The sequence below is a fragment of the Rhodospirillales bacterium genome (assembly GCA_023898805.1).
Lineage (GTDB): Bacteria > Pseudomonadota > Alphaproteobacteria > Micavibrionales > UBA1664 > UBA6145.
Genome location: CP060260.1, coordinates 1,594,382 through 1,619,886 on the forward strand (window position 1 = coordinate 1,594,382; position 25,505 = coordinate 1,619,886).

Below are 25,505 nucleotides of genomic sequence, written 5' to 3' on the forward strand. Positions count from 1 at the left end.
TTTAAGCCAGTTTCGGCCTGAAACCAAGGGGGGTTTCGCCGGCATACGGTCGCGCCCGCGCGTGTACCAGCAATTGCGCGACTTCTGGCGCAAGCGCAAGATCGGCAAGGGCGTGCCGCATGCTATCCCGCTGATCCCAGTCGATCTCCGGTCCGCGCGCGAAGGCGCAGACGGTCCACAACCCGCGCAGAATCCCGCGTCGAACCCGGCCCGCATGGATCAGCCTTTCCGACAAACCGGCGGCCAGCACCATCAGGGGCGGCGTGCGGCATGGGTCATCCATGCGCGGCTCGTTGACCCCGGCGTGCCGGCACAGGGCAAGGCCCTTGGCGGCATGCGGATTGTGCGCCTCCAGCGCCGTCCATATCGGCGTGTCGTGCGGTATCCGTGCGTGCATGGCGCCGCGTCGCATATCCATGCCCAGATGGATTTCGCCGTATGCGAACAAGGCCGCGTCGCGGGCGTGGCGCGCCCAGTAATGCTGGGGCAGGCGGCCTTCCGAATCCGGCATGTCGAACCGCGCGCCCATGCGGCCAAGCAGCATCGCCATCGTCAGGCTGCGCGTCAGATGCGCGGGGCCGACGAAACACACATCCGACGATCCGTGCATGAAAAAGAACTGCGGCTCGCGCATCGCAAGGCGTATCTGCGCGGCCAGGTCGCCGCGCGAAAGACGCATGACCTCGGCCAGATCGTCTGTCCAGACTGCGCGCAGGAACTGGCCGATTGGACGGCCCATCAGGATTCGCACGGCTTCCAGCGACGCGAATCCGGGCACGTCAGGCTTGTCGTAAAAGGCGGGGCCGAACCCGTGGAACATCAGCGCATCGTGCTCGGCGGCGATGCGCAAAAGAAAATCCGTACGCAGATGGTCGGGCAGGGCGGGTTGCGCATCGTCGAAATCGTCGGGCGCGAAAATGGTGGCCGGACTGCCCATGCCTGTCCGGGGCGCACGGGGAAAGGCGACAATCACGTTGGCGTCGTCGGTCACGTCCGGTAATCCCTGTCCGTTTTTTTATTATGATTACCCGGAAATTATAGACATAAAAACGGCGGTCTTTGTCAAGCGGCACCGGAAAGCGGCGTCAAAACGGTTACATGTCCCATTTTGCGGCCGGGCTTGGCGTCATTCTTGCCGTAATCGGTGACGAAGTGGCCGGGTTGTCCCGCCAGATCGTCCTTTTGCAGGATGTCGTCGCCCAGAAGATTGGTCATCACCGCATCGTGATGCCGGGTGAACGGCCCCAGCGCCAACCCGGCGACCGCGCGCATATGTTGCTCGAACTGCGAACAATCGCACGCATCGATGGTCCAGTGTCCGGAATTATGCGGGCGCGGCGCGATTTCGTTGGCCAGAAGCCTGCCGTCTTTCGTTACGAACATCTCGACCCCCAGTACGCCAACAAGATCGATTTTTTTTGCAAGGGTTTCAGCAAGATGCTGCGCGTTTTTAAGAATGGCTTCCGGCAGCGGCGCGGGGACGGTGGTGGTGTGCAGGATATGGTTGCGATGCACGTTCAGCCCCGGTGTATAACTGCCCACATTGCCATGCGTGTCGCGGGCCGTAATGACCGAAATTTCATGTGCGAAATCAACGACCTCCTCGACGATGACCAGATCGGTGTTCAGCCCGGCGAATTTCGTGGCCGCTTCGTGCGTCGCGCGGATTAGTGCCTGACCCTTGCCGTCATAGCCGAACCGCGTTGTCTTGATGATACATTGGCTTGCGCCCCATTCCTGCATGATCGTCTGAATTTCGTCGGCGCTGCGCGCCGGGGCGAAACGTGTGGTGGGTATGCCAAAGCGGTTGAGCGCGGCTTTTTCCGCCAGCCGCTCTTGCGCCACCGCCAGCACGGACGATGACGGATAGACAGGCTTCAGGGTTTCAAGAAACTGCACGGTTTCAAGCGGGATGTTCTCGAATTCATAGGTAATGACATCGACCTTGGTGGCAAAACCGGCCAGCGCCGCCCGGTCATCATAGGCGGCGCAGGTGGTGTTTGCCGCGACCTGCGATGCGGGCGGGGCTTTTTCCGGACAATAGACATGGGTTTTGACGCCCAGTTTTTCGCCCGCCTGCGCCGACATGCGGCCCAGTTGCCCGCCGCCCAGCATTCCGATGATCTTCGCGCTCATGCGCGCTGTTGTAAGGCCTCGCGCGTTTCAGGTCAAAGGGGCGGGCGCAAGATGCGGCGCCTGCGGGCAAGCAGGTAATAACCCCATGCCGGATATCCTACGGCCTGCGAGCCCGCGACTAGAAGAAAGGCAAGGCCAAGCCGTCGTGTATGCGCGGGCGCTTCGTCCGGCTCTCGCAAAACGGCAGGGTGGATCGTGGCGGATTTCTGGGCTGGTTGTTTGATCGCGTCATAACCGATGACCAGCCCTGCACCCCACGGCAGCCATGAGGCAAAGCTGATCGCAAGCGCGGTGCGGCGAAACCGGAAAAACCGGTCGGGAAGCCGGACGCGGGCGAATATGTGGGTAAGGAAACCGGCGATCATGAATTGACCTTAACCCCATATGACGCGGGGTGCACTCCTTGAAACCCGCGACAAATTCACCCGGTATGGTGGGGGGCTGGAGACGAGGGTTCAGCGCTCGATGGTCCAATCGCGCCCGCGCTCGCGTTCACGTCGCCTGCTGCCGAATCGCACGAATTCCGGTTGTTACCCCTTGGGCGTATTTGCGACGCTCGCCGTTTGCGCGGCGCGAAAGGCGTCCAGCCGCGCGGCCAGCGCATCGTCGGTGATGGCCAGAATCGCGGCGGCCAGAAGGCCCGCGTTTTTGGCCCCGGCCTCGCCGATCGCCAGCGTGCCCACGGGTACGCCGCCCGGCATCTGGACGATGGACAAAAGCGAATCCATGCCTTTAAGCGCCTTCGATTTCACCGGCACGCCCAGAACGGGCAAAGGCGTCATGCTGGCGCACATGCCCGGCAGATGCGCGGCCCCGCCCGCGCCCGCGATGATGACGCGCAACCCGCGCGTTTTGGCGGTTTTGGCGTAATCCCACAAACGCTCCGGCGTGCGGTGCGCGGAAACGATGGCGGTTTCAAAGGGAACGTTCAGGCCTTCAAGCGCGTCGGCCGCGTGCTTCATCGTTTCCCAGTCCGACTGGGACCCCATGATGATGCCGACCAGAGGCTGGAAAACGCTGCTGTTCACGCGATGATGTCCGGCAGAAGGTCGCTTTCCAGCTTGAGGATCATGTCCTTAAGGACAAGCTTGCGCTTTTTCAGGCGCTGCAGTTGGAACAGGTCGACCGGCTGTGCGTTGGCAAGTTGACCGATGACGGCATCGAGGTCGCGGTGTTCGATCTTGAGCGCCTCAAGCTTTTCCTTAAGTTGAATGGATGCCTCATCCATAAGCGAAACCGGCCCTTATCCTGTTAAAACGGGCCTCATGTGTATCATAAAAGCGTTTGATTTATAAGTTTTTTATGTCGCCGTTCCTCAGGCCTCCAAACACGGCCCCGCATCGTCCCTGTATCATCTGTGAAAAACCCTGTTTTTCCCCCTTACGCGAAAGCCCGTGACCCCCTACAACAAAGGGCATGACAAAACGTATCGGAATACTGACCAGCGGCGGGGATTGCGCAGGCCTCAACGCTGTGATTCGCGCCGCTACCCACCGGGCGCATTTGCTGGGCTATGAGATGGTGGGCATCATCGACGGCACGCACGGATTGATTTCGCGTCCGCCGATGCACAGGATTTTGACGCCGGACCTGACCGATTCCAACATGATGCGGCAGGGCGGCACGGTGCTGGGCACGACCAACAAGGGCAACCCCTTCGCCTTTCCGATGCCCGACGGCACGACCAGGGACCTTTCGCAGGATATTATCGACGGCATCAAGGAACTTGGCCTGCATGCCGTGATCGGCATCGGCGGCGACGGGTCTTTCGCCATTCTGCGCAAGCTGGCGCAGCAGGGCGGTTTCCGCATGGTCGGCGTGCCCAAGACCATCGACAACGATCTGGGCAAAACCGAAGTGTCGGTCGGATTCGACACCGCCGTCGCGGTCGCGACCGAGGCGCTCGACCGCCTCCAGCCCACGGCGGCCAGCCACGACCGGGTGATGATTCTTGAGGTCATGGGCCGCGACGCGGGTCATATCGCGCTGTGCGCGGGCATCGCGGGTGGCGCCGACGTCATCCTGATCCCGGAAATTCCCTACAGCCTCGAGCGTATCGCGGCCAAGATCGCGTCGGTCAAGGAAAGCGGGCGCAATTTCGCGCTCGTCGTCGTGTCCGAGGCGGTCAAGTCCGCCGACGGGCAGGACATCAAGATCACCTATGCCGACGGGCAAAAGCGTTACGGTGGCATCGGCCAGTATATCGGCCACAAGATCGCGGAAATGACCGGTTCGGAAACCCGCGTGACGGTTCTGGGCCACGTCCAGCGCGGCTGTCCGCCGACCTATTCCGATCGTCTGATCGCCTCGGCCTTCGGGGTGCACGCGGTCGATCTGATCCACGCGGGCAAGTTCGACCGCATGGTGTCGTGGACCAATCGCGGCGTCATCGACGTCGCGATCGAGGATGCGATCGCTGCCTATCAACAAGTCGACATCAAGGGGCCGCTGGCGCATACCGCCCGCGCCCTAGGCATTTCGATGGGGGATTGAACACCTGACGTGTCGTATATCGAACAATCCATTTCCCCCGGCGAAAAAGTGGTCCATATCGGGCGCTTTCACTGGATTTATCTGGCCGGGGCTGTGTTGTGGATCGTACTGGGCGTCGTCGCCTGCGCTGTGATTATCGGCGGCGCGCTGGCCTTCGACACATGGCGCGGGGTTCAGGCGCTTTATCCGGGGCTGCCCGGCGGCATGTTCTGGCAGGCCTGGGGCGACGTGATCGCGCGCGAGGGTGGGTATGTTGCCGCCATCCGTGACATCAGCGTGGTGGTGCGCACCGCCGGTTTTGTGCTGCTGTTGATGGGGTTCGCCTTGTTCGCGCACATGATGGTCGTGCGCGCTACGACCGAAATCGCGGTGACGACCACGCGCTTTGTCCTCAAGGAGGGGATACTTTCCCGTCATGTCGACGAAATGAACATCGACCGCATCGAATCCGTGCATGTCGTCCAGTCGGTGCTGGGCCGGATGCTGGATTTCGGTACGATCATGGTGCGCGGCATGGGCATCGGGGAAATCATCCTGCCGCCGGTTGCGCGTCCGATCGTGATGCGCAACGCGATTGAATACGCGCGCGAGCATCAGCCGCGCCGTACATGAAGGAAAAGAAAGGGGTCCGCCGTATGATCGTATTTCACTTTGCCGCCCGCGCCGCGCGGCCCGTGCTGTTTGCGCTATTCGTGCTACTGCTGGCGCTTCCTGCCCTGTCTGCCCGCGCTGCCGGTGATGACGGCACGGCCGCCTTCAACGTCATTCGCCAGTTTTACGCCGAACGCGATTACAAACCGTTATGGACCGCCGGCGCTGCCGGAAGCGAACATTTTACCCCGGCCGCCCGCGCGTTGCCTGGCATGCTGGCGGGCGCGGCGCGCCACGGCATCGACCCGGAAACCTATGGCGTCGCGCGGATGCGGGCGATGCTCTCGAACGATCCGCCGGCGGGGCAGGAAGCCTACCGTCAGGCGGAGCTGTTCTTCACCTATAACCTTTACGCCTATGCCAGCGATCTAGCGGGTATGAAGCTCGACGCCGCGACGCTGGCCAGCGTGGTCGATGGTGATATCGCCGACAATCTGGCCTCGCTGGCGCCGGATACGAAACTCTATCACGCGTTGCAAGAACGCCTCGCGCTGCTGGATGCCGAACATGCGACACCCACCGCTGGCGTGCCCGATACGCTGTCTTTCGGGCGCAACATGTTCCGTCCGGGGATGAGCGCGCCGATGGTGCCCCTTTTGCGCGCGCGCATGGTGTCCTTCGGCGCCTTCGACGACCTGCCCGCCGACGCGGGACAGGCGCCGACCCTGTACGATAAACAGCTGGCCCGCGCGGTCGGACGCTTCCAGAACGAATACGGCCTGACCGACGACGGCACGATCGGGCCGGTGACCCTGAAGGTTCTTAACCGCGGGGGGACGGAGGAGCGCGAGCAGGTTATCGCCAACCTCCAGCGCCTGCGCGAACCGCACCGCCGCCTGCGCGAGGACCGGCGGGTCGAGGTGTCGATCGCGCGCTATTGGCTCAAGGCCTATGACGCCGGACGCGAGGTGCTCTCGATGCCGGTGATCGTGGGCCAGCCGAAACGCCAGACCATTTCCTTCCGCGCCGAGATCACGGGGGTGCGCCTTAACCCCACCTGGTCGGTGCCGCCCACGATCAAAAAGGAAGATTTCATTCCCCAGCTTTTGCGCGATCCGGCCCGGCTGATGCGCCGCCACCCGGTCAAGGTCTATCACGATGGCCGCAACGTCGACCCGACCCGGGTCGACTGGTCGCAGATGAGCCCGCATGAATTGATGCAGGTCGCCTTCACCCAGCCCGCGGGTGATGGCAACCCGCTGGGGCGGTATCGTGTCATTATGGCCAATCCATACGACATCTATCTGCACGACACCAACCACCCGGAACTGTTCCGCGAATCGATGCGGGCGCAAAGCTCGGGTTGCGTAAGATTGTCCCGTCCGGAGGATCTGGCGGCCTTTATCCTGAACGGAAAACAGGACTGGAATGCCGAGAAAACAGCCAAAATCGTTAAAAGTAGCCAGACTACGGATGTGGTTATTGAAAATAAAATACCGATATATCTTGACTACCTGACCGCATGGTTTAATGATCGCGACCAGCTTATTCTGGGCGTCGATGTTTACGGACTCGATAAACCCCGGTATGATGCTTTGGTTAAAAATGGATTAACAACCCAAAGGAATGCCCAATCGATCCTTGCCAGGGTGCCGGATATTCTTGAACCGCCACTCGCCGAAGCGCATCTGGAGCCTTCCGGATCCTCGGACCACAAAGGGGAAGTGATCGCCTCCCAATCCACCAACTAAGGACAGTCCAGCCGACGCTGCTCCAAGACAAGGGATTTGCGAATGAAGAATTTTCTGACGAGAAGAAGCATCCTCAAAACCGGTCTGGCCGGTTTTGCGGGCCTTGCCGCCAGCCTTGCCGGTATTCTGCCTGCCGCCGCGCGGGAAACCATCGGTTACAGCATTTCCATTAAAAACGTCCACACGGGCGAAACCTTTAATGGCGTTTACCGCGTCGGCGGCTATTACGTGCCGCGCGCCTTCCGCCAGATCAACCATGTCATGCGCGACCATTACGACGGCACGCTGCATCCGATCGACCCGCGTCTGGTCGATGTGCTGGCCCGCCTGCAGAAACGCTGCGCTTGCAACCAGCCGCTGACCATCCTTTCCGGCTACCGCAGCCCGACGACCAACGCGATGCTGCGCCGCGAATCGCCCAACGTCGCCAAAAACTCCTTCCATATGAAGGGTCAGGCGGCGGATATCCGCGTTCCTGGCAGCACGACCAGCGAAGTACGGCAGGTCGCCCTGTCCCTGCGTGCGGGTGGTGTGGGTTATTATCCCCGCCACGAATTCGTCCATGTCGATACGGGCGACGTACGCACCTGGGTTGCTTAACAAAAAATACAAAGAAAACAAATAAAGCCCTGATTTCAGGGTTTTTTTGTTTTTTAGGGTGCCTTTTGCCGTGTTAGATCGGGTGGTGGGGGTGACGAGCCCGGCTCACGGGATGCGGTGTATGACAGGCGCTGGGATGCCGGTGAAGCGCGCTGGGTGCGTGTGCGTGGGCAAGGGCGGGGTGTTCGCCGGCGGCATGCGCTTTATGGATGGCGTAAAAGGCATAACCTGCGGCCACGCCGGCAAAGGCGGTCGCGATTCCACCCGCGATCATGGGCGCGCCCGGAATGATGCGATCCATCAGACTAAGGATGTCGCCTGCGGCCGACATCGCGGCGCCGGTGGCCACGGCTCCCATGAAGGCGCCGGAAATTTTGCCGACAACGGAATTGAAAACCTTGCTGATCATCTGCGTCATCTCCCTTTTTTCTCTCTTCTGCTTATAACTTAGCAAAAAATGACGCAAATCTTCAAATTTTTAAAATTGCTTATCCGTAGATGGTTCTCGCCGCGTCTGCGGAGGGGCAGATCGGGGCGGTATCCTCGCGCAGCGCGTTTTTCCATCGGTAATAAGTGATCCGCCACGGCATCGGTGCGTGCGCGGGTTCTGGCGCGAATCGATGCAGCGTGGCATTGGGGATGAAAACGCGCCGGTCCACCCCGTGTATCAGTTGCAGTGCGTGGAACGTTCCGCCATGGCCGACGATCAGGATGCGTTCGCCCGCATGGTTCGACAAAACGCGGATAAAGGCCGTCCGCACCCGTGCGCCGAATTCGGCGCGGCTTTCGCCGCCCTTGGGTTTGGCGCCGCTGTGCAAAAGGGGCAAGGTCTCGGACCAGGGCAGTTTTTCCCATTCGCCCATCATCTGCTCGCGCAGATCGTGATCGGCCATGACCGGCAAATTCAGGCTGCTGTTCAGGATTTCGGTCGTCTGCCGTGTGCGCACCATGTCGGAATGCACGATCAGGGTCGGGCGCTGGTGGGCGGGCATGGCGTCCAGAACCTTGGTCACGTCAAAGGCTTGCCGCCGCCCTTCGGCGTTCAGCTCGGTATCCACGCCGCCGCCGCAAAACAGGCGTTTGGCGTTCATCACGGTTTCGCCGTGGCGGATCAGGAAAAACGGGCGTGCGGGCAGCATCGATGTCTAAATTTTAAGAACGGGAACGGCATAGGCGTCGAAATAATCGCATGCGCTGACAATCGCAAGCCCGTGCGTCGCCGCCTGCGCCAGCAACAGCCGGTCGTAAGGATCGGTATGGTGATAGGGCAGGCGCAGGGTTTTCCACGCGTCCTCCGGAGTCATTGGCAGGATGGACAGCCCCGTTTCCGCCACGGTTTCAGGCAGGTTGTCCGGCACTTGCGCTTTTTTCATCGCCTTTTTGACCGCGATCTCGAAAAAACTGACCGCCGAAACGTAAACCCGCGCGGCCGGATCGGCCAGAATCGCCGAAACCGCGTCGGGCAGGCGCTCCGGCGCGTCCATGAAGCGCAAAAATACGGATGTATCCAGCAAATAGCCTTGCGTCATGGCGCGATCCCGAAGATTCGCCCATCTGGGGCATCAAAATCGTCCGCCAGTATGATCTGCCCGCGCAACTGCCCGCCGCGCCGTTTTTTCGGGGACGTCGCGGGGGACAGCACGGCCACCGGCTTTCCTGCGCGGGCGATGGTGACGGGTTCGCCCCCGTCCTCCAGCCCGGCGATGATTTTGGACAGATTGGTTTTGGCGGCATGAATATTAATCATAAACTAAGTCTAGTCTAGCTTAGCTAATATAGCAACAGGCTATAACGCACCCAAATCATGCCCATCCCGAATCGGGCATATTGGCGCAAGAAACGGCCGACAAAGGGCGGGGGCGCAAAACTTTGGAAAAATGGGGCGATCAGGGCATCGTGCTGGCATCCCGCCCGCATGGCGAGGGCGCGGCGGTGGTCACCTTGCTGACCGCGCGTCATGGCCGCCACGCAGGCTATGTGCATGGCGGCGCGACCAGCCAGCGTTTGCGCGCGGCGCTTCAGCCCGGCACGCGCATTGACTTGGATTGGCATGCGCAAAGCATGGACCAGTTGGGTAGTTTCGCGGTCACGGACGCCGCGCCGCCGCCGCCCGCCGCGTTCGACGATCCGGCGGGTTTGTGCGCACTGCAATCCGTCTGCGCCATTCTGGATCGTGCCTTGCCGGAGCGCGAACCACACCCCGCCTTGTTCGCGGGCACCTGTGCATGGCTGGACGCGCTGGCGCAGGAACGCGCGGTCTGGGCGGCGGCGCTGGTGTTTTGGGAACTCGCGCTGCTGCGCGAACTCGGCTTCGGGCTCGATCTGACGAAATGCGTGGTCACGAACGGCCGCGACGATCTGGCCTATGTCAGCCCGAAATCCGGCGGCGCGGTCAGCCGCGCGGGCGCGGGCGAATATCGCGATCGTCTGCTGCGCCTGCCGTCCTTTTTGCACGGCGCTGGCGACCTGCCGGATAACGCCGATATCCGCGACGGACTCAAACTCGCGGGCCATTTTCTCGAACATCGGCTGTTCGCGCACACCACCTGTGCCTTGCCCGATGCGCGCCTGCGCCTGCCGGAATTTTTTGCTTAACCCGGTCTGCGCATGCTGAACACGCCGTAACGACGGATATTCAATAAATCTGGATCAAAATGTGCCCGCATGACGGTATGTGAAATTACGTCGAACCCGGCCTTTTTAAAAGCATCGCGCACGCGCGGCTCCGTCTGCGCGTAATTCCACAAATCTTCCGGGTAATCACGCTCTCCGACGATGTCGGCTGAACCGGGTTCGCCCAAGGGCAGCCATTCATAGGTGAACACGAACGCCGCCCCCGGTTTGAGGATGCGATGAAATTCGCCTGCAAGATGCGGCGTGGCCGGAATGTGTCCGAACACGCCCGCCGACACCGCGCCGTCGAAAACGGCATCCGCGAAGGGTAGGGCGACGCCCGGTTGATATTGTCCGCGCACCAGATGCAGGCGCGGATGCATCGCCAGCTTGCGTTGCGCGATCGCCAGCATCGGCGCGGCGGGGTCGATGCCGGTAATCCGTGCGCGCGTGTGTTTCGCCAGTGCTTGTGTCACCCGGCCCGTGCCGATGCCGAAATCAAGAATATGCGCGTCTTCTCCGAACGGCCCCGCCACCTGCGCGAACAGCGCCGCGATGCGGCGCGGTAGCAGGCTGTAACCAAGGATGCGCGCGGTCAAATCATACCCGCGGGCATGGGCGATGTATTGGCTCATGCCGTGTTGTAGGGGGCGGGATAACCTTATGTCAATTTTTTCGGCATGGGACGCTTTATCATTTTTTCTTGGATTTCCGGGCATTTCCGGTTAAACACGGCCCTATCATGGCCCGTAAATCCGATCCCATCCGCGACAATCCCGGCACCATCGTCGAACAGCCGTTGGTCGATATTCTCTCCCGGCATTACCTCGCCTATGCGCTTTCCACCATCACCTCGCGCTCGCTGCCCGATGTGCGCGACGGCCTCAAACCCGTGCACCGGCGCCTGTTATACGCGATGCACGAACTTGGCCTGCGCCCGCAATACGGCCCCAAGAAATCGGCGCGCGTGGTCGGCGATGTCATCGGTAAATTCCACCCGCACGGCGACCAGTCTGTCTATGACGCGCTGGTACGGCTGGCGCAGGATTTCGCGGTGCGTTATCCACTGGTCGACGGGCAGGGCAATTTCGGCAATATCGACGGCGACAACGCCGCCGCCATGCGTTACACCGAGGCGCGCCTGACCCCCGTCGCCGAACTGCTGATGGACGGCCTGGACGAGGACGCGGTCGATTACCGCCCCACCTATGACGGCGAAACGCAGGAACCGGTGGTGATGCCGGCGGGGTTCCCCAACCTGCTGGCCAATGGCTCGTCGGGCATCGCGGTCGGCATGGCCACCAACATCCCGCCGCACAACGCCGCCGAATTATGCGAGGCGATGGTCGCGATGATCGAGGGCGATCCGTCGATCGCCGATCTGGTCAAGATGATCCCCGGCCCGGATTTTCCCACCGGTGGCATTCTGGTCGAGGACCGCGCCAGCGTCGTCGACGCCTATACCAAGGGCCGCGGGTCGTTCCGTCTGCGCGCGAAATGGACGCAGGAAGACCTGAAAAACGGCAACTGGCAGATCGTCGTCACCGAAATCCCCTATCAGGTGCAAAAGGCCAAGCTGATCGAGGATATTGCCGCCCTGATCGCCAATAAAAAAATCGCGACTCTGGACGACGTGCGCGATGAATCGGCCGAGGACGTGCGCCTCGTGCTGGTCCCGAAAACGCGCAACATCGAACCGGCTTTGTTGATGGAGCAACTGTTCCGCGCTTCGGACCTGGAAATCCGTTTCGGCCTCAACATGAACGTGCTGGAGGGCGGACGCTCGCCGCGCGTGATGAATTTGAAGGAGGCGCTGCAATCCTTCCTCGACCACCGGCAGGAGGTTCTGGTCCGCCGCTCGAAAAACCGGCTTGGCATCGTCGAACACCGGCTGGAAATTCTGGCGGGGTATCTGATCGCCTATCTCAACCTCGACAAGGTCATCAAGATCATCCGCACCGAGGACGAGCCGAAACCCGTCTTGATGAAGGCCTTCAAACTGACCGAGGTGCAGGCCGACGCGATCCTCAACATGCGTCTGCGCTCCCTGCGCCGGCTTGAGGAAATGGAGATCAAGACCGAAAACAAACAGCTTCTGGCCGAAAAGGCGGAGCTGGAGGCGCTGCTTGGCTCCGAACGACGCCAGTGGACCGCGATCAAGAAACAGATCGTCGCGCTGGGCAAGCAGTTCGGCAAGGATACCGCGCTGGGCGCGCGCCGCACAAAAATCGGCAAACCATCGCAGATTCAGGTCGTGTCTGAGGAAGATTTCATCGAGAAGGAACCGGTGACGCTGGTACTTTCGGCGCAGGGCTGGATCCGCGCCATGAAGGGCCACGGCCTCGACCCGTTGAGCTTCAAGCACAAGGATGGTGACGAAAACCGTTTCGTCATGCCGGTCCAGACCACCGACAAGGTTCTGGTCTTCGCCAGCAACGGGCGCTCCTACACGCTGGGTGCGGACAAGCTGCCTTCGGGCCGCGGTTACGGCGAACCGATCCGCCTGATGATCGACATGCAGCCCGCCGACGATATCGTCGCGCTGTTCGTCTATAACGAATCCGATCGTTATCTGGTGGCGTCTTCCGACGGGCGCGGCTTTGTCGTCAGGGCGGCGGATTGCCTGGCCCAGACCAAAAACGGCAAGATCGTCCTCAACCTCGACGATGGCGCGCAGGCGGCGGTGATCCGGCCTGTCGCGGCGGGTGACGACCACGTCGCCGTGTCCGGCACAAACCGCAAGCTGGTGGTTTTTCCGTTGGCAGATCTGCCGGAAATGACGCGCGGCAAGGGCGTGACGCTGCAAAAATACAAGGGCGGAAAACTGGCCGACGCGATCACCTTCACGATAAAAGGCGGCCTGCCTTTCCGTGACGGACGCGGCAGCGAAAAAAGCGCGAACGCCAAACTTTGGCTCGCAGGCCGCGCTTCGCAGGGAAAAATGCCGCCCGACGGATTCCGCCGCGACAACCGGTTCAACGTTTAGGGCGCAGATACGCCCTGCGCTGGCTGTTACTGGGCTGGAACCTAACCGTCGGAATACGAATGGGAATCGCGCAGGTCATGACACGCGCGCGGCTGGCTGGGCCGGAAAACGGGGGTCGCGCAACGCGCGCACGCCCGCGCGGCTGTCCACGCGCACCCATTCGCCGTTCAGATAAAACTCCATCGGCAGGAACTTGGATTTCCAGCTTAAGGGCCCTGGTTTATTGGTCCAGAAACCAAAATACAGGTATTTCATATCCGTGTGTTCTTGCAGATGCGCGATCAGCCGCAGCACCAGCGCCTGCCCGATACCCTGTTGGCGCAAAGCAGGGTCGTAGAAAAACTGGGTGCCGTATGCGGCTGTTTCGTAGCCATGCGCGATGACCACGCCGCGCAACCCGCCTTCGGCATCGCGCAAGGTGATATAAAATGGGTCGGTCCCGACATAACCACTCAGATAATTGAAATACGCGCCCGACCGATGCGCGGCGTAACCTTGTTCATGGACGGCGTTCTGGAACACGGTGTACAGCCGGCTGAAGGGGTCGCGTCCGTTATGGTCGAACCGTGGCAATCCGTCGAACACAGCCTGTTTCAGCATGTCGTTGTGTGCAGCGGTTTTTCTAAATTCGCCATCCGGTACGAAATCGGCCAGCGGTAGGCGAAGGGGGATACAGGCGTGACAATCCCTGCAAACGGGCTTGGTGAATCCAGCCTCTGTGGGAATATAGCCATCCTCAAGAAAGGGCAGGACGCCGCCGGGGATACTAGGATCGGGAAGGGTAAAAGGCGTACGCAGGCGTGTGCGGAGTATTTCCGAGGTGTTCTGCCGCGTTGGTTTGTCCGGAACCAACGTGCATATGCTGACAATGCCTCGGGACTTTTCAAAGTATTCACGTGATGTCATGGCGTGCGCGGCCCCGGGCGAATTTGCCCGTATGTGCAGCGCTGGGCGCGGATATCGGGGCGGTTTTTCATGCGTGTCCATTCGTCGTGAATGAACAGCTCCAGCGGCGTGTAGTTGCCCTTCCAGCTATAAGGCGTCGCCACGCGCGTCCAGTCGCCAAGATATAGATATTTATATCCCGCATCCTGCAGCCATGCGATGGACTCTAAAACCATCGCCTGCCCCAGACTGGTTTTGATCCGCTCCGGCGTATGGTAGAACATGCCGCCGAAAGCCGCGGCCGCGCCGGTGAAGAACAGCAACCCGCCGACAAGCCGCTCGCTTTCATCTATTGCGGCGATGAAATGCGGACGCAGGCCGGGATAATGCGCGCTGTCTTGAAAACTGGCTAATGCTTGCGAGAGCGTTGCAACCTGTTCGTTAGGGTTCTGGGTACTGGGTGCATCCCAATACCCTCGCGCGATCATGTGCCGTATGTGGAGGTCGATATTCGCTTCAAGGCCCAAAGCCGGCTTTCCCTCGTTTCCCGCAAGCGGGGGCAGGCCGGGATAAATCTGTATGGCGAGGTCGCGGTTCCGCGCAACGATGCGGCGATGCTCGCGCCCGGGTTTAAAATCGTCCAGCACGATACGCGCAGGCACGCATTTGACGCAGTCGGGACAGGCCAGCTTTTTGAAACCTTCACGAATAGGTATGGCGCCCTGCGCCAGATAATGGTCGGCGTGTTCCTGTGGGATGCTCTCGGGATAGGGCAGGATCGGTCCGATGTCAGGAGCGGTGCGGTAGAGATTGGTTGTCTCGGTCAGGCGGAATTCGCCAGACACGATTGCACAGGCCGCGGCGGGCCCAGCCTTATGCACAAGATGAAAAGCGTTTGAAGTCAGGGTTTCTGTCACGGGTCGGGATGCTAAAAGCCCCGGCGTCATTCCGTCAAATTTTGCCCGTCAAGCTTTACCTAGAACGTCAGTTCCTTGTTCCCGCCCACGTCCGGCGCCGCCTGAAGCGGCAGGGCGGATGAAGAAGGCGTGCCGGGCGTGGCGGCCTTTTTGGGCGGGGTTTCCTGCGGCATTGCGGATTGGGGGTTGGATATCTCCATATCCGGCGCTGCGGGCAGGGCAGCGCGCTGTTTGGGCGCGGCGGGTGCGGGCGCCGGATCGCCGAAGGTCAGGCTTTTTTGGCCCTTCGTTTCCGGCGCGGCGGCGGGCGCGGCTTCTGATGTTTCAGGCAGCGTATCCTTGCCGGTCTTGAATACCGGTGTGGTGATGCGCGGCGGTCCGGGGTTTTCAACCGGAACGGTTTTATAGGGTGATTGCTTCGGCCCCTCATACAGGGAACTCGACGCGGGCGGCGGTGCATCGCCGAACACCATCACCTGCGGCCCGCGCGGCACCGAAATCGTATCGTCCGGCGTGGTCGGCAGCGGCACGTTGTTCTGTTGCTCCAGTGTGTCGACGGCGGGGGCGTTGCTATCGCCTTTTGCCTGCGTCTGTTGCTGCGCCGCGCCTGATGGGGTTTGCGTCTGGACCGGCGGTTGTGCCGCCGCGTTGTCTGCTGTGGGCTTGGCCGTGTCGTCGATGATAGTCAGCCCGCCGGCAGAGGCCGCGCCTTTCGCCGCCTCCTGCGCCGCGATTTTATCGGCGGCCTGCTGTGCCAGTTCCTTCTTCATCTTGTCCTTGGCGTCCTTGCTCGGCTTTTCGCGCATCAAAATGATGCTGATGCGGCGGTTGCGCGGGCTGGCGGGATCGGTGTCCAGCGGTTCGCGGTCGGCGCGGCCCATGACGTTTTCAATGCGGTTTTCCGGCAATCCTGCCTGCACCATCACCCGGCGGCTGGCCTGTGCCCGGTCGGCCGACAGGTTCCAGTTGTCATACCCGTTGGGATTGCGATAGCGCGAGGAATCGGTGTGCCCACGCACGGAAACAGGGTTGGTCATCGGCGTGACCACGCCCGTCACCTTGATCAGCAATTCGCGCATGAAATCGTACATCGCCGCCGAACCGGACGGGAACATCGAACGCCCCTTGTCGTCGACGATCTGGATGCGCAGCCCTTCGGGCGTAATGTCGATCATCAGGTTTTTTTGCAAATCCTTGAGGTCCGCTGATTTCGCGATTTCGGCCTTAAGCTGTTCCGCCGCCTTCTGGAACTTGCTGTCCTCGATCTTGCGCAAGGCCTCCTCGGCCAGGATATCGGCGTTTTCCTCGCCCTTTTCGCTTTTGTTGCCGCTTTGCGAGCCTTGCGCGGAAGTCTGGTTTTGCTGGACCTGCGTGAGCGGCTGCACGGTGCTGACCATCGCGCCGATGGGGCTCATGCTCAGGCCGCCAAGAATGCCGCCCGCGCCGCTCATCACGTCGGACACTTTGGGGTGCGACGGGTCGAAATAGTTGGAAATCGCGTTCTTCTGGTCCTCGGTCGTGACGTTCAAAAGCCACAACAGCAGGAAGAACGCCATCATCGCGGTCACGAAGTCGGCATAGGCCACCTTCCACGCGCCGCCGTGATGCCCGCCGCCGCTCTTCTTGATGCGCTTGATGACGATCGGGGCGAGTTTTTCCTTTTCGTCCTTTTTCTGCTGGGCCATCGTCCGCGCCCGCCCTTAGGCCGCCGCGGCGCTGCCGCCGGACGTGGCCTTGTTGGTCGCTTCCTCGACCTCAAGGAAGGTCGGCTGCGCGTCGTGGTGCAGGGTCTTGCGCGCGAATTCGACCGCCACCTGCGGGGCGCAGCCCTGCAACAGCGCAAGGATCGCGACCTTGATGCACACGTAATATTTGATTTCCGTTTCGACGCGGCTGTTGATCGCGCCCGCCAAAGGCGCGATATAGCCGTACGACATCCACACCCCAAGGAAGGTTCCGACCAGCGCGCCGCCGATCATTTCGCCCAGGATTTCCGGCGGCTCGGTGATCGAGCCCATGGTCTTGATGACACCCAGCACGGCGGCGACGATCCCCAGCGCGGGGATCCCGTCCGCCATGGTCTGCACGGCGTGACCGGGGTGACGCCGCTCGGTCGCAAGCGTCTCCAGCTCCTGATCCATCAACGCTTCGAGGGTCAGCGGGTTGTCGTTGCCCAGCGAGATGATGCGCAGATAATCGCACAGGAACGTGCGCGCATGGTGGTTTTCGTTGAATTTGGGAAACTGTTTGAAGATTTCGGATTCATCCGGGTTTTCGATATGCGCTTCCAGCGCCAGCCAGCCTTTTTGCTTGGACGTGCGGAAGATCAGGTACAGCATCCCCAAAAGCTCAAGATAGTCTTCCTTGGAATGCGCTTCCGGTTTTGTGATCAGCTTGAGGTAATGCAGCGTTTCCTTGATGACGTGCGGCGAGTTCGCGATGATGAACGCAGACACGGCGCAGCCCATGATGGTCAACCCTTCGCCGGGCAGGGCATGCAGGATGACGTGGGTGATGATCTCGACCTTGCCGCCGGCGATCAGGAACCCGCCGAACGTGCATACGATGACCGCAACAAGACCGATGATTTTCAACATGCCGCGGCTTCTCCTGGCTGTCGCCCGTGCGTACGCGGTTCGCCGTGCTGTTTCTGGCACGCATTCCGGCGCGAAATCTGGTTCGGGCTATGGGACAAGAATGGCATCCGGAACGTTAAAACGGCGTCAATTGACTATGGAAACGGCGCAGAATCGCGCCGCGAACGATCAAGTTTACCGCGTCCCGAATCCGTCAATCAACAGGCGATTCATCCGGCGCGAATGTGCGCATGGATAAGGCATGCAACCCGGTTTCGGCCCACAGGGGCGCGATCAGGTCCATCACCCGGCGCTGGCGCTGCAACCGGCTTAGCCCGATAAAGGCGGCCGAGGTGATTTCCAGCGCGAAATGGCTTTCGCCCGCGCCGTTGTGCCCGGCATGGCCGATATGCCGGTCGCTTTCGTCGTGGACGACCAGCCGTGAAGGGGAAAGCGGGGCCAGTTTTTCCTCTAGCCTGTCCCGCAGTTTTTTCTTGAGTTTGCTTTGCGTCATGCTCATATCTGCCCTCTCATATGGCGATCAAACGCGTCAAACTCAAGGACAAATCACCGGAATTTGCCGAAAGCCGCAAATCCCGGCCGGGGGCGCATTCCTGCGACATGCCGGGTTGCGACCGGCCGGGCGAACATCGTGCCCCCAAGGACCGGGGCCTGCGCGAGTATTATCATTTCTGTTTTGAACATGCGCAGGAATACAACAAGGCTTGGGATTTCTTCGCGGGCATGAGCCCGTCGGACATCGAGGCGCATATCCGCGAAAGCATGTTCGGCGACCGCCCGACCTGGGTCTATACCGCCGCCCCGGATTGGGAGGACACGCTGCGCGCCCGCGCGCAATCCTACCGCGATTTTTCCGAAGAACCCAAAAAACAGCGCAAAACCGCCGAGGCGGCGACGCCGGAGCGCGAGGCGTTGGGGGTCATGGGGCTTGAGCCGCCGGTGACCTTCGCCGCGATCAAGGCCCGTTATCGCGAGTTGATGAAGGAACACCACCCCGACCATAACCCCGGCAACGCCGTGGCCGAGGAAACCGTCAAGCGCGTCAACATGGCCTACACCATCCTTAAGGCCGCGCATGAAAAATTCGAATCGCTGGACGGCGGGGCGTGATGTTCAATCCCCTCGGGCCGCATGCGCGCGAATTCATGGCTTTGGCCAGCGGCGCGCTCAGTGCCGTGAACGTCGTGGTCTATCTGCTTTCGGTTTGGCGCGGAAAAACCCGCCCGCATATGTACAGTTGGATCATCTGGGCGCTGGTGCCCGCCGTCGTCGGTGCGGCCCAGATCGCAAGCAATGGCGGCGTGGGTGGCTGGTCGACGCTGGTCAGCGTGCTGACCGCGGGAATCGTGGCGCTTGTCGCGGCATTCAGGGGCGAAAAGGCGATCACGCGTGGCGACCGTCTTTGTCTTGCCGGCTGTGTGGTCGCGATACTGTTATGGCCGCTGACCCGTGATCCGCTGGCGTCCGTCGTGCTGATCACCGCGATCGATCTGGTGGGGTTTTACCCGTCCGTCCGCAAATCCCTGCACAAACCGTGGGAAGAAAGCGCCTCCGGCTACGTTCTGTTCGGCACGCGCAGCTTCATGGTATGCGCGGCGCTGACCGAATGGCGTCTGGTCAGCGTCGTCTATCCCCTGTTGATGGGGCTGGCCTGTTTTGTCTTCGCCGGGTTTCTGGCGTTGCGCAGGCGTGCCATGGGCCGCGCCGCCGGATGATCGAATTGCGTTGATAAGCGCGGCCGGCTTTCCTAGATTGAGGGGACGCAACGAAAGCGAATCCCATGGCCCTTCTTCCCGGCAAGACATCCATCTCCACCCATCTCACGCCGTTCGAGGGTGGAAAGCCCGAACGCGTCATCGACACCAAGGCGGTATTCGGCGTCGAATGTCCGTGGCCGGTGATGGGTTACATCACCGCCAACGAATTCGTGCCGATCGTTGACGACACCTATCATTTCGATCCCGAAACCACGCGCGCCATTCTGGCGGGTTTCGCGCATAACCGCCGCGTCCTGATCCAGGGTCTGCACGGCACCGGCAAATCGACCCATATCGAACAGGTCGCGGCGCGCCTGAACTGGCCTTGCGTGCGCATCAACCTCGATTCCCACATCTCGCGCGTCGATCTGGTGGGCAAGGACGCGATCGTCCTGAAGGAAGGCAAACAGGTCACGGAGTATAAGGAGGGGATTTTGCCCTGGTCGCTCCAGCACCCGGTCGCGCTGGTCTTCGACGAATACGACGCGGGCCGCCCCGACGTGATGTTCGTGATCCAGCGCGTGCTGGAATCCGAAGGCCGCCTGACCCTGCTCGAACAAAACCGCGTCATCCGCCCGCACCCGTATTTCCGGCTGTTCGCGACGTCCAACACCGTGGGGCTTGGCGACACCACGGGCCTGTATCACGGCACCCAGCAGATCAATCAGGGCCAGATGGACCGCTGGAACATCGTCGTCACGCTTTCATATCTCAGCCTTGAGCACGAGATGGAGGTGGTCATGAAGAAGTTTCCCGTCCTTGATACCAAACAGGGACGCGAGGAGGTGAAGGCGATGGTCCGCGTCGCCGAACTGACGCGCAACGGCTTCCGCGCGGGCGACCTTTCGACGCTGATGAGCCCGCGCAGCGTGCTCGCCTGGGCCGAAAACGCACAGATTTTCGGCAACCGCGAGGAAGCGTTCAAATTCACGTTCCTGAACAAATGCGACGAACTCGAACGCCCGGTCGTCGCCGAATATTACCAGCGCGCCTTTGGTGTGGAGCTGATGCCCGATGACGGCAAGGGAACCGGACAATAATTCGCGGGCCGAGGCCTTTCGCGCGCTGACCACGGCGGCCCTGCGCGCGATGTCGGGCGAAACGGCCGAAACGCTGGACACGACCTTCGGTCCCGTGCCTTCCTCGATGCAATCGGGACAGCAGCGCGTAACCCGCCATGTCGGCAAAAAAACCGCGCGCCTGCCGCTGCCGCCCGCGACGCTGGACGCCGCCGCGCGCGGCGAATTGCGCGGTGCCGCCGATGCCGCGGCCCTGCATCTGAAATACCACGACACGAAAAAACATGCCGCGCTCGCGCCGCCCGATTCCCGCGCGCGGGCGATATTCGACCTGCTGGAACAAGTGCGGGTCGAGGCGCTGGGCGCGCGCGAAGGGCGCGGCATTGCGCAAAATCTGGCCGCGGCGCTGGAGGCACAGGCCCGCCGCAAGGGCTATGGCAGCCCCGAACGCGCGAACCCCGTGGCGGTCGAGGACGGGATTTTCGCGCTTGCCAGCGAGGCGCTGGAAGGCCGGGCATTGCAACCCGCCGCCCGCGCCGCCGCCGATGCGTGGCGCGAATGGCTGACGCAGCATCTCGGCTCCCACGGGTTCGATGCGCTCTCCCGCGATCTCGACGATCAGGCCGCGTTCGCCCGCGCGGCCTACAAAATGATCCGCGCGCTGGCCATCGATCCGGGGCGCGACGACCCGGCCAGCGACGATGAAACCGCCGCCGGTGCGGGCGCCGCGCCGGGTGATGGGGAAAACGCGGGCGGTGAGGGCGCGGGCGCGCAAGCGCAGGGCGAGGCCGATGCCGCCGCGATGGGCGAGGGCGGAGAGGACGAGGCCGCGGGCGACGAATCCGCCGCCGGTGCCGAATCGGCGCGGGACGGCGACGGCAGCCGGGAAGAACGTGGCGGCGAAACGCCGGGCCATGCGGACCGTCGCGACGACGCGGCCGGGGGTGCAGAACGCGCCCGCACCTACAAGGTGTTCACCACGCAGTATGACGAGGTGGTGGATGCCGCCGATCTGGCCGATTCGGGCGAACGCGCGCGCCTGCGCGCGGTGCTGGACCAGCAGCTGCAACCCCTTCAGGTCGTGATCCGCCGTCTGGCCAACCGCTTGCAGCGCCGCCTGATGGCGCGCCAGCAGCGCCGCTGGATCTTTGACATCGAGGAAGGCATCCTCGATCCCGCGCGGCTGGCCCGCGTGGTCGCGACACCGGGCAGCCCGCTGTCCTTCAAGATCGAAAAGGACACCGATTTCCGCGATACGGTGGTCGGGCTTTTGATCGACAATTCGGGATCGATGCGCGGGCGGCCGATCGCCATCGCCGCGCTGTCCACCGACATTCTGGCCCAGACGCTGGAACGCTGCGGCGTCAAGGTCGATGTGCTGGGCTTCACCACCTCCGCATGGAAAGGCGGGCGCGCGCGCGACGCATGGGTCGCCGCCGGACGTCCGCCGCATCCGGGGCGGCTTAACGATCTGCGCCACATCGTCTACAAGGCCGCCGACGCGCCGTGGCGCCGCGCCCGCGCCAATATCGGCATCATGCTCAAGGAAGGGCTGCTCAAGGAAAACATCGACGGCGAGGCATTGGTCTGGGCCCATGCGCGTCTGGCCGCGCGGCCCGAACGCCGCCGCATATTGATGGTGATCTCTGACGGCGCGCCGGTTGACGACTCCACGCTTTCCGCCAACAGCGCGAATTATCTGGAATTCGACCTGCATCGCGCCATCGCGTGGATCGAAAAGCGCGGACTGGTGGAATTATGCGCGATCGGCATCGGCCACGACGTCACGCGTTATTACCGCCGCGCCGTGACCATAAGGGATGTCGAGGATCTGGGCTCGACCATGACCCAGGAACTGGCGGATCTGTTCGAGGACGAATTGCGCCGGACATAAAAACTCCGTACCATGCGCGTCGTGATAAGCGTAAAAGCCACCGAACAAGCTGCGGCACAGACCGAAAAGGCCGAAAACGAACTGCCGCACCCGATCCGCACCGCCGCCGTCATCGGCGCGCTGGGTGTGGTGTTCGGCGATATCGGGACCAGCCCGCTTTACGCCTTCCGCGAATCCTTCCGCGTCGCCATGCAGGGCGGGGCCGATGTGCACATGGCGGTTCTGGGCGTTTTGTCCATGATCTTCTGGGCGCTCACCATCACCATTTCGACCAAATATCTGATGTTCATCCTGCGCGCCGACAACGAGGGCGAGGGCGGGGTGATGGCGCTGATCACCGGCCTTGGTCTGAACGGCAGCCGCCGGGGTTTCGGCGCGGTGCTGCTGACGGCCGGGCTGCTTGGCGCGGCCATGCTGTTCGGCGACGGGGTGATCACCCCGGCCATTTCGGTCCTCTCCGCGATCGAGGGGGTACAGGTTGTGGCCCCGTCGCTCGACCGCTGGGTGATCTACATCACCATGGGCGTGCTGATCTCCGTATTCATGTCGCAACGCTTCGGCACCGAACGCATCGGTATGCTCTATGGCCCGCTGACTTTGTGCTGGTTTCTTGCGATCGGCGCCGTGGGTCTGAACCAGATTCTTCAAATGCCCGCCGTGCTGGATGCGTTCAACCCCGGCTACGCGGTGCTGCTGGTGATGAACCATCCGGAACTTTCCGCTGCGCTGATCGGCGTGGTGTTTCTGGCGGTGACGGGCGGCGAGGCGCTGTTTGCCGACATGGGGCATTTCGGGCGCGGCGTCATCCGGGTTGCGTGGTTCGCGGTCGTCATGCCCTGCCTGCTGCTCAATTACTTCGGTCAGGGGGCGTTGATGCTTGCGCGCAACGGCGCGGTCGAAAACCCGTTCTTTGAAATTTCGCCCGACTGGTTCGGCATTCCGTTGCTGGCGCTGGCCACCGTCGCGACCGTCATCGCCTCGCAGGCGATGATCACCGGTGCCTTCGCGATCGCCCGTCAGGCGATCGAGATCGGCTATTTCCCGCCGATGCGTATCAAATCGACCTCCGACCAGAACAGCCTGCACATCTTCATCCCGCGCCTGAACATGGCGATGATGACGGTGACGCTGGCCATCGTCGTGATCTTCCAATCTTCGGCGCGACTGGCCTCGGCCTATGGCATCGCGGTCGCGGTGTCGATGCTGATGACCTCGGTCCTGTTCTTTTATTGGATGATGAAAAAGTCGGGCTGGCCAAAACTGCTCGCCATTCCGTTATGCGCGGTGTTCGTACTGCTTGATTCCTCCTACGTTCTCAGCAATCTGATGAAGACGTTCGAAGGCGGATGGCTGCCGCTTTTGATGGGCGCCTTCGTGCTGACGGCGATGGTTGCGTGGCACCGCGGCCTTGAAAAACTGGTCGACCGCCACCTTGAATATACCGAACCGCTGGTTGATTTCGCGGCCCGCACCAGTCGCGCGCCGCTTTCGCTGGTCAAGCATACGGGAATCTTCTTTTCCCGCACCGGGACAATGGCGCCGGTGCCGCTTGAACGCATGGCCGACATGCTGCACATCAAATTCGCACGGATGGTGATCATCACCATCCGCATCGAATCCCGCCCCTATGTCCGCGCCGAAAAACGACTGTTCGCCGAAACCATCGGCACCAACATTTTGAAGATCGAGGTGCATTACGGCTATCAGCAGGCGATCAACATTCCCGCGACCATCGGCGCGACGCTGGCGGAACACGGAATCGACACCGACGAGGCGTTGTACATCATCGGCCACGAACGGGTGATCGCCCCGCCCGATCCGGGCAACGTCTTCGACTTGATGAACATCTTGTTCGCGATTCTGGCGGCGACGGCCGAACGCTCGGTCGACCGCTTCTGCCTGCCCGCCACGCGCACGCTGGAAATCGGCTACCCCGTCCACCTGCAGGATTGATCCGTATTGATTTACGCGACCTTCTGCGCAAGAGCCGCATCGGGCGCGATGCGGATCAGCGTGATCTGATTGCGCTGGCGCTTTAAAATCTTGAACCGGTAATCGTGGAACACGAAACTTTGCCCGACCGCCGGGATCATCTTGGATTCGTGCAAAATCAGCCCCGCGACGGTGGCATAATCGTCGTCGGGCAGGTTCCATTCCAGGGCGCGGTTCAGATCGCGGATCGTGACCGTGCCGTCGACGATATACGACCCGTTTGGCTGCGCCCGCACGCCGGGCACGCTGACATCGTGTTCGTCCTCGATATCGCCGACGATTTCTTCAAGAATATCCTCCAGCGTCACGATGCCTTGAAATGTGCCGTATTCGTCGACGACGATGGCGAAATGCTCCTTGCGGTCGCGGAACGCCTGCAACTGGTCGAACAGGATGGTGGTGTCGGGAATGAACCACGGGTCGGAAATCAGACGCGAAATATCGATGCGTGAAAAATCGCCCTGCGCCAGCGACATTTCGCGCAAAAGCGCCTTGGCGTGCAGGATGCCGACGATGTTGTCCGGGTCGTTGCGGTACACCGGCAGCCGTGAATAGGCATTGTCCAGCACCTGGTCTATGACCACGCCGATGGGTTGGGAAATATCGACGGTTTCGACGGTCTTGCGGTGGGTCATGATCGACCCGACTTCGATATCCGCGAGATCGAGGATGGAATGCAGCATCGCGCGCTTGGCCTGGGTGCGCATGGCCTCCGTGCTTTCGTGCAGCTCGATCGCGCCGCGCAATTCCTCCTCGGCGGCCTCGTTCTGCCCTGTGATCGGCTTCATCAGCCGCAGCATCACCCGCAGGATCATCGAAACCACCGCCAGAATGGGCGAAAACGCCCAGATCATGCCGCGCACCGCGGGCGCGACGCGCATCGCCATGGCGTCGGCGCGCATCAATGCATAGGTCTTGGGCAGGACTTCGGCGAAAATCAGTAAAAGCACGGTGATAATGCCCGTGGCGTACAAAATCCCGCTGGCCCCGAAGATCGACATCAAAATCGACGTCGCGATCGCCGAGGACAGGGTATTGGTGATGTTGTTGCCCAAAAGGATCGCGCCGATCAGCCGGTCCTTGTTTTCGCGCAAGCGGTTGACCAGCGCCGCGCGCGCATCGCCTTCTAACTCCAGCGCGTGCATCCGCGCCTTGCTCGCGCCCGTAAGCGCGGTTTCCGCCGCCGAAAAAAACGCGGAAAACAGGATCAGCACGCCGATCGCCGATACCGACTCCCACAATCCCCATTTCAGGTCGAATTCCATTTCCATGGC

27 protein-coding genes are annotated in these 25,505 nt (G+C 61.6%); 11 read left to right on the forward strand and 16 right to left on the reverse strand.

The window, feature by feature from the left end; translation table 11 throughout:
* Position 1: 1 nt before the first annotated feature.
* The 5 genes from H6866_07825 to H6866_07845 form a co-directional block, all read right to left on the reverse strand.
* Positions 2–991 (reverse strand): hypothetical protein, encoded by a 990-nt coding sequence (locus H6866_07825; protein USO07324.1) that lies wholly within the window; start codon positions 989–991, stop codon positions 2–4.
* Positions 992–1,062: 71 nt separating this feature from the next.
* On the reverse strand, positions 1,063–2,136 hold the full coding sequence (locus H6866_07830; GenBank protein USO07325.1) for a 5-(carboxyamino)imidazole ribonucleotide synthase: 1,074 nt from the start codon (positions 2,134–2,136) through the stop codon (positions 1,063–1,065).
* Between the two features lie 32 nt (positions 2,137–2,168).
* The gene (locus H6866_07835; protein USO07326.1) at positions 2,169–2,501 is read right to left on the reverse strand and encodes a hypothetical protein; all 333 of its coding nucleotides are present in this window, start codon (positions 2,499–2,501) and stop codon (positions 2,169–2,171) included.
* Positions 2,502–2,666: 165 nt separating this feature from the next.
* The gene (gene purE / locus H6866_07840) at positions 2,667–3,125 is read right to left on the reverse strand and encodes a 5-(carboxyamino)imidazole ribonucleotide mutase (GenBank protein USO08627.1); all 459 of its coding nucleotides are present in this window, start codon (positions 3,123–3,125) and stop codon (positions 2,667–2,669) included.
* Positions 3,126–3,160: 35 nt separating this feature from the next.
* The gene (locus H6866_07845; protein ID USO07327.1) at positions 3,161–3,364 is read right to left on the reverse strand and encodes a DUF465 domain-containing protein; all 204 of its coding nucleotides are present in this window, start codon (positions 3,362–3,364) and stop codon (positions 3,161–3,163) included.
* A gap of 188 nt (positions 3,365–3,552) precedes the next feature.
* On the opposite strand from H6866_07845, the gene H6866_07850 reads away from it, so the two are divergent.
* Genes H6866_07850 through H6866_07865 form a run of 4 tightly spaced genes read left to right on the forward strand, consistent with a single transcriptional unit; the run spans position 3,553 to position 7,571 of the window.
* Positions 3,553–4,629 carry an ATP-dependent 6-phosphofructokinase gene (locus H6866_07850; GenBank protein USO07328.1) on the forward strand — a complete coding sequence of 359 codons (1,077 nt, stop codon included), beginning with the start codon at positions 3,553–3,555 and terminating at the stop codon, positions 4,627–4,629.
* 9 nt (positions 4,630–4,638) lie between these two features.
* On the forward strand, positions 4,639–5,241 hold the full coding sequence (locus H6866_07855) for a PH domain-containing protein (protein USO07329.1): 603 nt from the start codon (positions 4,639–4,641) through the stop codon (positions 5,239–5,241).
* Between the two features lie 23 nt (positions 5,242–5,264).
* On the forward strand, positions 5,265–6,971 hold the full coding sequence (locus tag H6866_07860; protein ID USO07330.1) for a L,D-transpeptidase family protein: 1,707 nt from the start codon (positions 5,265–5,267) through the stop codon (positions 6,969–6,971).
* A gap of 42 nt (positions 6,972–7,013) precedes the next feature.
* On the forward strand, positions 7,014–7,571 hold the full coding sequence (locus H6866_07865) for a DUF882 domain-containing protein (protein ID USO07331.1): 558 nt from the start codon (positions 7,014–7,016) through the stop codon (positions 7,569–7,571).
* Between the two features lie 73 nt (positions 7,572–7,644).
* Here the strand turns inward: H6866_07865 and H6866_07870 are convergent, their stop codons facing one another.
* The 4 genes from H6866_07870 to H6866_07885 all read right to left on the reverse strand — a co-directional run bounded on the left by H6866_07870 (position 7,645) and on the right by H6866_07885 (position 9,318).
* Positions 7,645–7,989, reverse strand: coding sequence for a hypothetical protein (locus tag H6866_07870; protein ID USO07332.1), 345 nt, complete (start codon positions 7,987–7,989; stop codon positions 7,645–7,647).
* A 70-nt stretch (positions 7,990–8,059) separates the two neighbouring features.
* On the reverse strand, positions 8,060–8,710 hold the full coding sequence (locus H6866_07875) for a histidine phosphatase family protein (GenBank protein USO07333.1): 651 nt from the start codon (positions 8,708–8,710) through the stop codon (positions 8,060–8,062).
* A gap of 6 nt (positions 8,711–8,716) precedes the next feature.
* Complete coding sequence (locus H6866_07880; protein ID USO07334.1) at positions 8,717–9,100, reverse strand: type II toxin-antitoxin system VapC family toxin; 384 nt, start codon at positions 9,098–9,100, stop codon at positions 8,717–8,719.
* Entirely contained in the window at positions 9,097–9,318 is a 222-nt protein-coding gene (locus tag H6866_07885; protein USO07335.1) for a type II toxin-antitoxin system prevent-host-death family antitoxin, read from the reverse strand. The genes H6866_07880 and H6866_07885 overlap by 4 nt, the downstream gene beginning before the upstream one ends.
* Positions 9,319–9,440: 122 nt before the next feature.
* On the opposite strand from H6866_07885, the gene recO reads away from it, so the two are divergent.
* Positions 9,441–10,166 carry a DNA repair protein RecO gene (gene recO, locus H6866_07890; protein ID USO08628.1) on the forward strand — a complete coding sequence of 242 codons (726 nt, stop codon included), beginning with the start codon at positions 9,441–9,443 and terminating at the stop codon, positions 10,164–10,166.
* Here the strand turns inward: recO and H6866_07895 are convergent.
* Positions 10,163–10,819, reverse strand: a complete 657-nt coding sequence (locus H6866_07895; GenBank protein USO07336.1) for a methyltransferase domain-containing protein — start codon at positions 10,817–10,819, stop codon at positions 10,163–10,165. The genes recO and H6866_07895 overlap by 4 nt on opposite strands.
* Before the next feature lie 107 nt (positions 10,820–10,926).
* Between H6866_07895 and parC the strand changes: the two genes are divergently transcribed.
* A complete protein-coding gene (gene parC, locus H6866_07900) occupies positions 10,927–13,170 on the forward strand; it encodes a DNA topoisomerase IV subunit A (protein USO07337.1) in 2,244 nt (747 codons plus the stop codon).
* A gap of 75 nt (positions 13,171–13,245) precedes the next feature.
* Here parC and H6866_07905 read toward each other — a convergent pair whose 3' ends face one another.
* From H6866_07905 to H6866_07925, 5 genes are all read right to left on the reverse strand, one after another.
* Complete coding sequence (locus H6866_07905) at positions 13,246–14,076, reverse strand: hypothetical protein (GenBank protein ID USO07338.1); 831 nt, start codon at positions 14,074–14,076, stop codon at positions 13,246–13,248.
* Entirely contained in the window at positions 14,073–14,900 is an 828-nt protein-coding gene (locus H6866_07910) for a hypothetical protein (protein USO07339.1), read from the reverse strand. The genes H6866_07905 and H6866_07910 overlap by 4 nt, the downstream gene beginning before the upstream one ends.
* 131 nt (positions 14,901–15,031) lie before the next feature.
* Complete coding sequence (motB, locus tag H6866_07915; protein USO07340.1) at positions 15,032–16,657, reverse strand: flagellar motor protein MotB; 1,626 nt, start codon at positions 16,655–16,657, stop codon at positions 15,032–15,034.
* Positions 16,658–16,672: 15 nt separating this feature from the next.
* A complete protein-coding gene (gene motA / locus H6866_07920; GenBank protein ID USO07341.1) occupies positions 16,673–17,569 on the reverse strand; it encodes a flagellar motor stator protein MotA in 897 nt (298 codons plus the stop codon).
* A gap of 193 nt (positions 17,570–17,762) precedes the next feature.
* Positions 17,763–18,062 (reverse strand): BolA family transcriptional regulator, encoded by a 300-nt coding sequence (locus H6866_07925; protein USO07342.1) that lies wholly within the window; start codon positions 18,060–18,062, stop codon positions 17,763–17,765.
* A 107-nt stretch (positions 18,063–18,169) separates the two neighbouring features.
* Here H6866_07925 and H6866_07930 point away from each other — a divergent pair, with 107 nt between their 5' ends.
* From H6866_07930 to H6866_07950, 5 genes are all read left to right on the forward strand, one after another.
* Positions 18,170–18,679, forward strand: coding sequence for a J domain-containing protein (locus H6866_07930; GenBank protein ID USO08629.1), 510 nt, complete (start codon positions 18,170–18,172; stop codon positions 18,677–18,679).
* A complete protein-coding gene (locus H6866_07935) occupies positions 18,679–19,284 on the forward strand; it encodes a hypothetical protein (GenBank protein ID USO07343.1) in 606 nt (201 codons plus the stop codon). Before H6866_07930 ends, H6866_07935 begins: the two co-directional genes overlap by 1 nt.
* Positions 19,285–19,349: 65 nt before the next feature.
* Positions 19,350–20,366 carry an AAA family ATPase gene (locus tag H6866_07940; GenBank protein ID USO07344.1) on the forward strand — a complete coding sequence of 339 codons (1,017 nt, stop codon included), beginning with the start codon at positions 19,350–19,352 and terminating at the stop codon, positions 20,364–20,366.
* Positions 20,341–22,239 (forward strand): cobaltochelatase subunit CobT, encoded by a 1,899-nt coding sequence (locus tag H6866_07945; GenBank protein ID USO07345.1) that lies wholly within the window; start codon positions 20,341–20,343, stop codon positions 22,237–22,239. Before H6866_07940 ends, H6866_07945 begins: the two co-directional genes overlap by 26 nt.
* Positions 22,240–22,251: 12 nt before the next feature.
* Positions 22,252–24,192 (forward strand): KUP/HAK/KT family potassium transporter, encoded by a 1,941-nt coding sequence (locus tag H6866_07950; protein USO07346.1) that lies wholly within the window; start codon positions 22,252–22,254, stop codon positions 24,190–24,192.
* A gap of 11 nt (positions 24,193–24,203) precedes the next feature.
* Here the strand turns inward: H6866_07950 and H6866_07955 are convergent, their stop codons facing one another.
* Positions 24,204–25,496: an HlyC/CorC family transporter gene (locus H6866_07955; protein USO08630.1), complete on the reverse strand. Its 1,293-nt coding sequence runs from the start codon at positions 25,494–25,496 to the stop codon at positions 24,204–24,206.
* Between the last annotated feature and the right edge of the window lie 9 nt (positions 25,497–25,505).